This window comes from Corynebacterium sp. 13CS0277, assembly GCF_002994655.1.
Taxonomy (GTDB): Bacteria; Actinomycetota; Actinomycetes; order Mycobacteriales; family Mycobacteriaceae; genus Corynebacterium.
Genome location: NZ_PPDL01000016.1, coordinates 76990 through 88462, shown reverse-complemented (window position 1 = coordinate 88462; position 11473 = coordinate 76990). Strand labels below are relative to the sequence as shown.

Sequence of the window (11473 nt, the reverse complement as noted above, 5' to 3'; positions counted from 1 at the left end):
GGGGTAGGGCTCGCTCCGTCTACGTGGTGCGCACTTTCTCGTGTCGCTGAGTGTGCAATCTATCGTGTCGCTCAACACCCCGCGAGCCATACGGCAATGATGGCTCCGAAGACCCCGCAGATCACCGCATTGAGGTCAATGTTGGGCTTGTTAGCGTTGTTAGACACAGCGGTGACCTCCTAGGGTGTCCCGTCCGGTGTAGACGAGCCTGAAGGATTCTGGGACGGGGATGCTGGCCGCCTCGGCGGGGTGCGGGGCGGTGAAGTTTGACGCCAACAGCGCGGCCGGGATGGCAGCGCTCAGCGCATGAGACGTGTGCGCCTCCATGCATCTCTCCTGATGTTGCTTGGGGGACTGCTACGTCCCGGTCGTTGAAACGATCCGCCGTGGGGCGCTTGGTTTCCGGAGTAGTCGGCAATGCGGTGCCGATTGCAGCGCAGTCTATGGTGCATCACGGCGCATGATCAAGGGATGTGACGCATAGTGCGGTGGCGGTTTCGTGCACCGCCACTAACCCAAGTGACATAGACGCGAATGGGCCTATATCCGCAGTTCGAATGCCCGCCAGTTGCCCATTGGTGTCGTCGTTGTGCCCGTAGCCGCTCCAGCGCCGCTTCCCTGCACTATGGTCGGCTCCCCCACACACCGTGCTGGATGTGTAGACATTTGACGACGTGCTGCCCCAGCTGCAGTGGGCCATAGCAACGTGGGCTATGAGGGGGTCGGCGGCTCTCGTGACGAATCGCCCTCCGTCGTTCGTGCAACACCCTCACCAAGCTCACTGGTACATGGATATGACAAAACCCTGGGCACCTAAGTGACCAGGGTTCATCCTGTGGAGCATAGGAGAATCGAACTCCTGACCTTCTGCTTGCAAAGCAGATGCTCTACCAATTGAGCTAATGCCCCTTTGTTCCTGGTGGGCCTAGCAGGATTCGAACCTGCGACCTCTTCGTTATCAGCGAAGCGCTCTAACCGCCTGAGCTATAGGCCCTGGGAACGAGTTAGAACTCTACACAATGTGTCTGAGGGTTCACAAATCCGCAGCGTGACCCGCACAAACACCACCACACACTGGCCGCAAGGGGTCGCCGCTGCGGTACCTGTGCTGTGCGGGCCCCACCATGCTTCGGGATAGGTCCTTGGGTTCGGATGCCACCACGTGCGCGCGGCACCGGTGGGCGGTGTCAGAGCCCGCGCTGTCCCCCACTGTCTGTCTCCCGGGGCACATGTGTCGTGGCGGTGTCACCCGAGCCTGGCACTGCCGGACGTCGCCGAAGGCCGCTCGCTAGGCTTCGCTCGATTCTGGGTGCGCGTTGCTGCGGCGCTCGCAGGGGCTGCCACACATCGAGCGTCTACCCCCTGTTCAGTTGGCATGCTGTGCCATGCGCAATGACACAGGGGGCGCAAAAAGGAACGCCCCGCGGGTTGGGGGCGCTCCTTGGTGTGGTGTGTTAGTTCGACAGCGTCATTTCGATCGCCCCGAGGGGGCCGGCGAGCTGGTTGTACAGCACGGCGGCCAGGGGCGCGAGGATGATGCCGACGATGACGAAGACGCCACCTGCCGCAGCACTGACGGAGACCGCCAGGCCGAGGGAGATGATTTCTTGTCCGCCGGCACCGTTGATGATGTCGTTGAGTTTCGCCCAGATGCCCACGGCATCCATGGCGAGGTACACCAGGGTGGTGGCGAGGACGATGGCGACTTCTGCGGCGACGCCGAAGTAGACGGCGACGCGGAAGACGCTGCCGGCGTTGACGCCGGCGAGCGTGACTTTACGGCTGGCCATTAGTTGTCCTCAGCCGGGGTGTCGAGGGTGTTCTCCGGGGCAGCCGTATCGGCGCCTGCGGCTGCTTCTTCGGCGGCGGCTTCGCCTTCGTCTTCGACGTTGCGGTCGATGGCGAGCAGTTCCACATCCTTGTCGAGGTTGACGAGGCGAACACCCATCGTCTGCCGGGAGGAGGGGCGGATCTGGTCCACCTCGGTGCGGATGACACCGCCGGCGGAGGTGACGGCGAAGATCTGGTCGTCATCGTCGACGACGATGGCGCCGATGAGCTTGCCGCGCTTCGGGGTGTACTTGAAGGTGGCCACACCGAGGCCGCCGCGGCCCTTGACGGGGTATTCCTCAAGCGCGGTGCGCTTGCCGTAGCCGCCGGAGGTGGCGACGAGGAGGTAGGCGTCGTCGCGGACGACGCACATGGACAGCATCTTGTCGTCGCCGCGGAAGCGCATGCCCTTCACGCCGGCGGTGGCGCGGCCCATGGGGCGCAGGGTGTCGTCGTTGGCGGTGAAGCGGATCGCCTGGCCTTCCTCAGAGACGAGGAGGAGGTCATCGTCGGCGCTGCACAGGGCGGCACCGATGAGGGAGTCGCCCTCGTTGAGGTTGATGGCGATGAGGCCGCCGGAGCGGGCGGAGTCGTAGTCCGACAGCCGGGACTTCTTCACGCGGCCCTGCGCGGTGGACAGCACCAGGTATTCCGCGTCCTCGTAGGACTGGATCTGGATGATCTGGGCGATCTGCTCACCGGGCTGGAATTCCAGCAGGTTGGCGACGTGCTGGCCGCGGGCGGTGCGGGTGGCCTCGGGGAGCTCGTACGCCTTGAGGCGGTACACGCGGCCGTAGTTCGTGAAGAACAGGATCCAGTCGTGGGTGGAGCACACGAAGAAGTGGCGGACGATGTCGTCCTGCTTGAGTTCGGCGCCGCGCACGCCCTTGCCGCCGCGCTTCTGGCTGCGGTAGGCGTCGACCTTGGTGCGCTTCGCGTATCCGGTGGAGGTGATCGTGACGACGACGTTCTCCCGGGCGATGAGGTCTTCCTCCGTCACCCCGCCCATGGCGGCGACGATCTGGGTGCGGCGCTCATCGCCGTGCTTCTCGACGATTTCGGCGAGCTCGTCGCGGACGATGGCGCGCTGCCGCTCGGGGCGGGCGAGGATGTCCTTGAGGTCGGCGATCTCGAGCTCGATTTCGGCGAGCTCGTCGATGATCTTCTGCCGCTCCAGGGCGGCGAGGCGACGCAGCTGCATCGCGAGGATCGCGTCGGCCTGCAGGTCGTCGATCTCGAGGAGTTCTTTCAGGCCTTCGCGGGCGATGTCGACGGTCTGGGAGCTGCGGATGAGCGCGATGACTTCGTCGAGCATGTCCAGGGCCTTGACGAGGCCGCGGAGGATGTGGGCGCGCTTTTCTGCCTCGTCGAGGCGGAACTGGGTACGGCGCACGATGACGTCGATCTGGTGGGCGACGTAGTAGCGCAGCATCTGGTCCAGCCGCAGGGTGCGCGGCACCCCATCGACGATGGACAGCATGTTCACACCGAAGCTGGTCTGCAGCTGCGAGTGCTTGAACAGGTTGTTGAGCACCACGCGCGGCACGGCGTCGCGGCGCAGGGTGACGACGATGCGCATGCCGACACGGTCGGAGGACTCGTCGTTGATTTCGGCGATACCGGCGATCTTGCCCTGCTTCGCCTGGTCGGCGATGCTGTGCACCAGGTTGTCGGGGTTGACCTGGTAGGGCAGCTCCGTGATGACGATGATCTGGCGCTTGCCGTCCTCCTCGATGGAGGTGGTGCCGCGCATGATCACCGAACCGCGGCCCGTGGTGTAGGCGTCCTTGATGCCCTGGTCGCCGACGATGAGGCCGGCGGTCGGGAAGTCGGGGCCCTTGACGCGCTCCATGCACGCCTCCAGCGCCTCCGCGTCGTCTGCGTCGGGGTTCTCCAGCAGCCAGAAAATTGCCTCCGCCAACTCGCCCAGGTTGTGCGGCGGAATGTTGGTGGCCATACCGACGGCGATGCCGCCGGAGCCGTTCATCAGCAGGTTCGGCACGCGGGCCGGCAGGATCGTCGGCTCCTGCGTCTTGCCGTCGTAGTTCGGCTGGAAGTCGACGGTGTTCTCGCGGATGTCGCGCACCATCTCCATCGCCAGGGGCGTCATGCGGCACTCGGTGTAACGCATGGCGGCCGGGCCGTCGTTGCCGCGGGAACCGAAGTTACCCTGGCCGTCGACCATGGGGTAGCGCATCGACCACGGCTGCGCCATGCGCACCAGGGTGTCGTAGATGGCGGAGTCGCCGTGCGGGTGGAACTGGCCCATCGTGTCCGACACCGGGCGGGCGGACTTCACGTAGCCGCGGTCCGGGCGGTAGCCCGAGTCGTACATGGCGTACAGGATGCGGCGGTGCACGGGCTTGAGCCCGTCGCGCACCTCGGGGAGGGCGCGGCCGACGATGACGGACATGGCGTAGTCGATGTAGCTCGACTGCATCTCTTCCTGAATATCGATGGGTTCGATGCGGTCAAACAGATTCTCGTCACTCACGGTGTGTGGGAGACCTTTCTTGCCGGGCGCGCCACAGTGTCCACGGCGGGGCGTGGGCGTCAGGCCAACGTCGTCGCTGGCGTCTAGGCGCGCGGTCGTATCTCCCTACTTTAGCTGGGTCACCCCCGGAGAGGCCCGCCCAGGGCCGCGTGTGGGCTTCACACCACACCAGCCGATACCATTGCGGTATCACTCAAGACTGTTGTGAGGAGTTCCCATGGCGATGACGCTACGCCTGACCCCGGAGCAAGATCGGGCACTGACCCTGCTCGCCGCCGTCGAGGGCACGAGCAAACAGGAGGCGGCCCGCAACGCCATCGTGGCGGCGGCCGCCCGCACGGTGGCCGACGAGGAGATCCGGGCGCTGGCGCGCACCCACGTGGAGGCGTATGCGGCAACCCTGTACCGTCTGCGCTCCGGGCGATGAGAGCACGCATGCGGCCTTTGACCGCCGAGCAGGTGCTCCTCGTCGCCGACGAGGTGTGCCGGGTGTTCGGCTGCCACGTGGCGGACTACGGCCGCCTGGCGGCGTGCGCGGCGGCCACGAGCGCCCACTTCCACGGTGTCGCCGTGTGGGAGCACCGCTCCCCCACCCCGGGCTACCTCGAGGACCTGGTGGCTGCCCTCGCGCCGCTGAGTTCCCACAATGACGCCCTCGGCGTGGCCCTGGCGCAGATCTGCACCCCCAGCACGAGCGCGCGCGAGGAGGATGAGCGTAGCGGATGACGCCTGGAGTCTGGCCGCGAGATCGACACACCACTATGCGGGCTGCGTGGGCGTCTCGCCTGCGGGTTTGCATCCGCCCACGTCGCATGAAACTATTGTGACTGTTGTGACTGCAGTTAATTACTGTGGCGGAAGAGTCGCGACGTGTCGCCCGGCGGTGACGGGCTGCACCCATCGCGTGCAGCGTGTTCACTGCCGGGCGATTTTTCTCCCCCGTGATGCACACATGTGAAGGCCCCGGCCGCGCACCCAAGAATCTCCTTGGTGCTTGGCCGGGGCCTTCGCGTACCCGCCGGGGCGGCAATGCCACCCCGGGCGGGTGTGTTGCTTGACAGCGCGTTAGATGTCGAGGAAGCGAACATCCTTCGCGTTGCGGGTGATGAAGCTGCGGCGGGCCACCACATCGTCACCCATGAGGATGCTGAACAGCTCGTCGGCCGCCTGGGCGTCCTCAAGGGTCACCTGCTTGAGGAAGCGGACAGCGGGGTCCATGGTGGTCTCCCACAGCTCCTTCGGGTTCATCTCACCGAGACCCTTGTAGCGCTGGATACCGTCGTCCTTGTTGATCTTGCGGCCGGCCGCCAGGCCCTCCGCGAGCTCGAGGTCGCGCTCCGCATCGGAGTACGCGAAGCCCGGCTGCCCCTTCTGCCACTTGAGCTTGTACAGCGGCGGCTGCGCCAGGTACACGTAGCCCTCCTCCACGAGCTGCGGCATGAAGCGGAACAGCAGCGTGAGCAGCAGGGTGGCGATGTGCTGGCCGTCGACGTCCGCATCGGCCATGAGCACAATCTTGTGGTAGCGCAGCTTGCTGATGTCGAACTCGTCGTGGATGCCGGTGCCGAGGGCAGTGATGATGGCCTGCACCTCGTTGTTCTTCAGCACCTTATCCAGGCGGGCCTTCTCCACGTTGAGGATCTTGCCGCGCAGCGGCAGGATCGCCTGGTACAGGGAGTCGCGGCCCTGCTTCGCGGAGCCACCTGCGGAGTCACCCTCCACGATGTACAGCTCGGACTTCACCGGGTCCTTGGAGCGGCAGTCCGCCAGCTTGCCGGGCAGGCCGCCCAGATCGGTGGCGGACTTGCGGCGCACCAGTTCGCGGGCCTTGCGGGCGGCGAGGCGGGCGTGCGCCGACTGCACGGCCTTGTTGAGGATGGCCTTGGCCTCCGCGGGGTTGGCGTCGAACCAGGCGGAGACGTACTCGTTGACCTGGCGCTGCACGAAGCCCTTGACTTCGGTGTTGCCCAGCTTCGTCTTCGTCTGGCCCTCGAACTGCGGGTCGGCCACGCGCACGGAGATCACGGCGGCCAAGCCCTCGCGGCAGTCATCGCCGGAGAGTTTGCCGTCCTTCTCCTTGAGGATCTTGTGTTCCTTCGCGTACTTGTTCATCAGCGACGTCAGCGCAGCACGGAAACCCTCCTCGTGGGTACCGCCCTCGTGCGTGTTGATGGTGTTGGCGAAGGTGTGCACGTTCTGCGAGTAGGAGGTGTTCCACTGCAGAGCCACCTCCACCTCTTCGCCCTCGCCCTTGGCGTCGAAGGCGATGATGGTGGGGTGCACAGCCGTCTTGGTCTTGTTCATGTCCCGGATGTAGTCCTTGAGACCATCCGGGTAGTGGAAGACCTTCTTCTTTTCCTTCGGCTTCTTCTCGACCTCCACCTCGTCGGAGATCGTGATCGCCTCCGCATCCTCGCCGGCCTCGGCGAGGGCATCGAGTTCGATTTCTTCCTCGGTGGCGCGCTTGTCCGTCAGGGTGATCGTCAGACCCTTGTTGAGGAACGCCATCTCCTGCAGGCGGCGCGCGATCGTGTCGAACTTGAAGGTGGTGGTTTCGAAGATGTCCGCATCCGGCCAGAACCGCACCGTGGTACCGGTGCCGCGGGCCTTGCCACCCTGCTGCAGCTCATCTGGCACCGCCATGGTGAAGTTCTGCAACCAGTGGTAGCCGTCGCGCTTAATGTCGGCCTCCACGCGGGTCGACAGGGCGTTGACGACGGAGATACCGACGCCGTGCAGGCCGCCGGAGACGGCGTAGGAGTCGGAGTCGAACTTGCCGCCGGCGTGCAGCTGCGTCATGACGACCTGCACCGTCGGCGCCCCGGAGGGGTGCATCTCGACGGGGATGCCACGGCCGTTGTCGACGACCTCGACGCCACCGTCGGCGAGGAGCGTCACATCAACGCGGTCCGCGTACCCGGCCATCGCCTCGTCGACGGAGTTGTCGACGACCTCCCACACCATGTGGTGGAGGCCGCGCTCACCCGTGGAGCCGATGTACATACCGGGGCGCTTGCGGACTGCCTCAAGACCCTCAAGGATCGTGATTGAGGACGCATCATATGAATGTTCTGCGGACACGTTGCTGCAGCACTCCTAAATTACGTAGATATAGACCTTGCCATTCTACACGGCCCAGCGGGTTCTCCGGGCACCAGACGCAGCAAACGCATCCCCCCACCTAGCCGAGGGACAAACGCCGCAGAAGCGCTGTCAGGGCCAAATTTATCGCTACGGCCCTATCCGTAGGTGTCGCGCGGCCCCCGGCCCGGCACATGCAGCGGGCCTTTGCGCCAACTCGGCGCCTTCGGCCCGAAGATGTTCAGCTTCGTCACGACCCCGGGGCCGACTTTCTGCGCGATCGTCTGCAGAATCGTCCGCTGCATCACCCGCAGGTTCGTCGCCCACGCCGTCGAATCACACGTAATGAACAGAGTGCCGTCTTTGAACATCTCCACCCGGGTGTGCTGCGCGATCTTCTCGCCCACCACCTCATCCCAGTGGCCGTGCACCCACCCAGAGGCGATCGGGGTGGCCCACCCGCGGGAGGAAATCTCCTGATCGATGAGACCACCCAGCGCCGAGGGCGTGCGCGGGTTCCGCAGCGGCCGGCCATCGGGGCCCGTCGGCCGGCCCAGCCGGCGCACCGGCGCCTGCGCGCTCTTCCGGGGTGTGCGCTGCACAGGGCGCGCCATATCGGGCAGCTTTCCCGTGCGCAGCTGCGCCTGCTTCCGCATATTCGCGAACGCGGCCGCGATCGGATCATCCACCGCCCCCGGCGCAGCACCGTCGCGAACAGCACTATCGTCACGACCTGCGGGCTCAGCCCGGTGGGCCTGGCCAGCAGGGGCCTGCGGGTCGCGCGCGGGGCGGTGCGGCGCGGGGTTCTCCCGCGGGTCAGTCTCGGGGTATTCGCTCACGGGGTCGCCTCCGCATCAAGCACGCTGTACCGGCCGCCCGCGTCATCGACCGCGGTGACGGTGTGGGTCGTCAGCGGCACATCCTCGGTGAGGTTCTCCGGCAGGTCTTCCGGCACCGCCGCCGTGATGAGGACCTGCTCCGCGCCTTTGGCGATGCTCACCAGCGCCCGCCGGCGGCGGGCGTCAAGCTCCGCGAAGACATCATCCAGGATGAGGATCGGGCTGGTGCCCTCCGCGCTGAGCAGGCTGTAGACCCCCAGCCGGAGCGCGAGGGCGAAGCTCCAGGTCTCCCCGTGGGAGGCGAAGCCCTTCGCCGGCTGGTCGCCCAACACCAGTGCAATGTCGTCCCGGTGCGGGCCCACCAGGGTCATCCCCCGGTCGATTTCTTTGCTGCGCAGCTGCCCCAGCTGGGTAAGCATCGCGGCCTCCACGAGACTGGTGTCCGCCAACGAGCCCGCGCCTTCGGGGAGCTCCACACTGCACTGGTACTCCAGGTGCGCGGGCCGCGATTCGGGCGCCAGCGTGTGGTAGGCCTCGACAACGTGGCTGTGCAGCAGCCCCAGCGCCTCCACACGGGCGGCGATAACCTGCGCCCCCAGCTGCGCCAACTGGCCATCCCACACGTCGAGCGTCGCCAACGCGGACGCGCCATCAGCATCCCGGTAGCCTTTGCGCAGCGCGGCCTGCGCCGTCTTCAGCAGCGCGGTGCGCTGCTTGAGCACCTTGTCGTAGTCGGCTTTCACCCCCGCCAGGCGGGGGGTGCGCATCGCAATGACATCGTCCAACCAGGCGCGCCGCACCCCCGGTTCGCCCCGCACGAGGGCGAGATCCTCGGGAGCGAAGAGCACGGTGCGCACCACGCCCAAGATTTCCCGGGGTGAGGACACCGTCGTCCGGTTGAGGGAGGCCCGATTCGCGCCCTTCGGCTTGATGAGCAGGTGGGCGGTGAGTTCGCGGCCCTCGTTGACCGCGGTCGCGGAGATCCGCGCGTGCGGCTGGCCGGCGCGCACCAAGGGTGCGTCGTGGGAGACGCGGTGGCTACCCAAGTGGGCGGCGTAGCCGATGGCTTCCACCACGTTCGTCTTCCCGTGCCCGTTGCGACCGACGAGGACAGTGACCCCGGGGCCAAGTTCCATGTCAAGGGCAGGCCAGGAGCGGTAGTCCTGCAGGACTAGGCGGCGCAGATACACCGGAAAATCACTCCTCCCTTCACAGCTTCACACGCGAAAAAATCCACCACGCAGCACCTCCACCGCGCAGCGCGCTCGCCGGCACCCGGGGATGTTCTGCAGATATCCCGGGTGCCGGATCGGCCCGCCGCACCACCGGTGCGCGCGGACCGTGCCACGGGTGGCTGTTAGCTGGGCAGACGCACCGGCATGAGCACGTAGCGGAAGTCGTTCTCCGGGGTGAGGTAGGCGCCTTCCTCATCCTGGGTGAGCTCCTGCCCGTCGTAGCCGACGAGGATCGCGGGTCGCTTGGCTTCGGTGAAGCCGAAGAGCACCCGGTCCGTGCCGAGCACCCCGAGGCCGTCGCGGAGGAAGCTGGCGCGGAACGCGGTGGCCACCTCTTCGCCATGCAGCTCACAGGGGAGGGTTTCCTCGGCGTGTCCGCCGGCCGTGCCCGCGGACAGCACCACGTGGTCGCGGTGGAAGTGCATCCGGATCTGCGACTCGTTGCGGTCGGTCACCAGCGCCACGCGGCGCAGCGCCTCCACGAGGGAGGGGATGTCCATGATGACGACCGATTTGTTGGTGGCCGGCAGCAGCGGGCGGTGGTTCGGGAACTGGGCGTCCAGCAGGCGGGTGGTGGTCCGGCGCGCGTCGACCCGCAGGCCAAACAGGCCGTCGCTGCCCACGTTCTCCCCGGCACCGATGGCGATCTCCACCGGGTCGGGCATGTTCGCATCCAGGGTGCGGGCGTTGTCCAGCAGCGTCTTCGCCGGCACCAGCACGGTGGCCTGCCCGATGCCGGGCTCCGGGGACCACTCCAGCTGGCGGACCGCCAGACGGAAACGGTCGGTGGCCACCATGGTGACGCTGCCACCATCGATGATGACGTTGACGCCAGTGAGCATCGGCAGCGTCTCGTCGCGGCCCGCCGCCATCGCGACCTGGCCGACAGCCTCGACGAAGAGCTTCGGATCGATCCGGCCGGTGATCGCCGGCAGGGTCGGCAGCTGCGGGTAGTCCTCCAGCGGGATCGACGGCAGCTCGAAGCGGGCGGTCCCGCAGCGGAAGATCACCGTCGAGTCCTCCAACTGCACGTCAATCGGCTTCGACGGCAGGTTGGACACAATCTCGCTGAGCAGCTTGCCCGCCACCGCGATGCGGCCCGTGGTGTGCACGACCGCGGGGATGCGCACCAGGGTGGACACCTCGTAGTCGAAGCCTGCGAGTTCCAAGCCTTCGTCGTCAGCGGTGATCAGCATGCCTCGCAGCACCGGCTGGGCCGGCTTGCTGGGGAGGTTGCGGGCAACCCAGCCCACCGCGTGCGCCAGATCGTCTTTGGCTACCTGAAACGACACAGCTTGGATGTCCATGCGAGCGCGTTCTCCTTCGTGAGAGGACCGATGAAAAAACAAAACAACAAAATTACAACCACCCGCGACGGGGGAAGTACACCAGCATCCCAGGAAACTGGGGCGCTCGCCACTGGGATCCGCGCGCCTGCCACCCCCGGTGTCACACGTTGTCATTCGGTGCGGTGGTCGGCCGCGAAGCCCAGTTGTGTCATTTACCCCCGGATCTGCCGCTGAGCTGCGCAAAGGCAGTCTCGGCGGGGATGTCGGGGTGAGAGCAAATGACAAAACTTCATCCTCCCGGCGTCGGGCAGCGAAGGGGCTTCACGGCCACCATGAACCTGGTCATCCACCCTGCAGGAGTGGAAAAAACCCAGTTCACCGGTGCCGCGCGTGGTCCGTCGCGCCGTGGCTGGGAAGTACAAGTTACAAACTACCGTCACCCACCCCCTCCGCATCAACCCCCGCAGCGCGGTTTTTGTCATTCGCTCATCCCGGCTGCGGCTGCGCCGCGCCGTGGATGTTCACACGCCCTGTTTTCTCCAGGTTTTCTCTTTAGGAAAAAGATTGGTAACTACAGTAAGTCCTGTTCACGCTGTGGATTGAGGGGTTCCGGCTCAGGTCATCGCCGGTTTCCGTGCTGTGCGAAGCACTGTGGACAACGTGTGGGATTCTCGGCCCGGGTGTGGATAACTTTCTCGTGCCGCG

Annotated in this window: 8 protein-coding genes and 2 tRNA genes; 2 read left to right on the top strand and 8 right to left on the bottom strand. The window is 66.0% G+C overall.

The features are described from left to right. Positions 1–836 precede the first annotated feature (836 nt). The 4 genes from C1Y63_RS08260 to gyrA form a co-directional block, all read right to left on the bottom strand. Positions 837–909, bottom strand: a tRNA-Ala gene (locus C1Y63_RS08260). Between the two features lie 8 nt (positions 910–917). Beyond that, positions 918–994 (bottom strand) — tRNA-Ile (locus tag C1Y63_RS08255). A gap of 460 nt (positions 995–1454) precedes the next feature. After that, positions 1455–1790 (bottom strand): DUF3566 domain-containing protein, encoded by a 336-nt coding sequence (locus tag C1Y63_RS08250; RefSeq protein ID WP_106015985.1) that lies wholly within the window; start codon positions 1788–1790, stop codon positions 1455–1457. Then, on the bottom strand, positions 1790–4324 hold the full coding sequence (gene gyrA / locus C1Y63_RS08245; protein ID WP_106015984.1) for a DNA gyrase subunit A: 2535 nt from the start codon (positions 4322–4324) through the stop codon (positions 1790–1792). Before gyrA ends, C1Y63_RS08250 begins: the two co-directional genes overlap by 1 nt. Before the next feature lie 217 nt (positions 4325–4541). Here gyrA and C1Y63_RS08240 point away from each other — a divergent pair, with 217 nt between their 5' ends. Beyond that, positions 4542–4751, top strand: a complete 210-nt coding sequence (locus C1Y63_RS08240; RefSeq protein ID WP_106015983.1) for a CopG family transcriptional regulator — start codon at positions 4542–4544, stop codon at positions 4749–4751. A gap of 8 nt (positions 4752–4759) precedes the next feature. Then, positions 4760–5050 (top strand): TetR family transcriptional regulator, encoded by a 291-nt coding sequence (locus C1Y63_RS08235; RefSeq protein ID WP_106015982.1) that lies wholly within the window; start codon positions 4760–4762, stop codon positions 5048–5050. A gap of 339 nt (positions 5051–5389) precedes the next feature. Here C1Y63_RS08235 and gyrB read toward each other — a convergent pair whose 3' ends face one another. The 4 genes from gyrB to dnaN all read right to left on the bottom strand — a co-directional run bounded on the left by gyrB (position 5390) and on the right by dnaN (position 10786). Next, on the bottom strand, positions 5390–7405 hold the full coding sequence (gene gyrB / locus C1Y63_RS08230) for a DNA topoisomerase (ATP-hydrolyzing) subunit B (RefSeq protein WP_106015981.1): 2016 nt from the start codon (positions 7403–7405) through the stop codon (positions 5390–5392). Positions 7406–7563: 158 nt separating this feature from the next. After that, a complete protein-coding gene (locus tag C1Y63_RS08225; protein ID WP_106015990.1) occupies positions 7564–8061 on the bottom strand; it encodes a DciA family protein in 498 nt (165 codons plus the stop codon). Between the two features lie 179 nt (positions 8062–8240). Next, positions 8241–9434: a DNA replication/repair protein RecF gene (recF, locus tag C1Y63_RS08220; protein ID WP_106015980.1), complete on the bottom strand. Its 1194-nt coding sequence runs from the start codon at positions 9432–9434 to the stop codon at positions 8241–8243. 167 nt (positions 9435–9601) lie between these two features. Then, positions 9602–10786 carry a DNA polymerase III subunit beta gene (dnaN, locus tag C1Y63_RS08215; RefSeq protein WP_106015979.1) on the bottom strand — a complete coding sequence of 395 codons (1185 nt, stop codon included), beginning with the start codon at positions 10784–10786 and terminating at the stop codon, positions 9602–9604. Between the last annotated feature and the right edge of the window lie 687 nt (positions 10787–11473).

Excerpts from the sequence above, each read along its gene's own strand:
- C1Y63_RS08250 (WP_106015985.1), bottom strand. The coding sequence starts at position 1,790 with ATGGCCAGCCGTAAAGTCACGCTCGCCGGCGTCAACGCCGGCAGCGTC.
- C1Y63_RS08240 (WP_106015983.1), top strand. The coding sequence starts at position 4,542 with ATGGCGATGACGCTACGCCTGACCCCGGAGCAAGATCGGGCACTGACC.
- C1Y63_RS08235 (WP_106015982.1), top strand. The coding sequence starts at position 4,760 with ATGCGGCCTTTGACCGCCGAGCAGGTGCTCCTCGTCGCCGACGAGGTG.
- C1Y63_RS08225 (WP_106015990.1), bottom strand. The coding sequence starts at position 8,061 with ATGCGGAAGCAGGCGCAGCTGCGCACGGGAAAGCTGCCCGATATGGCG.
- dnaN (WP_106015979.1), bottom strand. The coding sequence starts at position 10,786 with ATGGACATCCAAGCTGTGTCGTTTCAGGTAGCCAAAGACGATCTGGCG.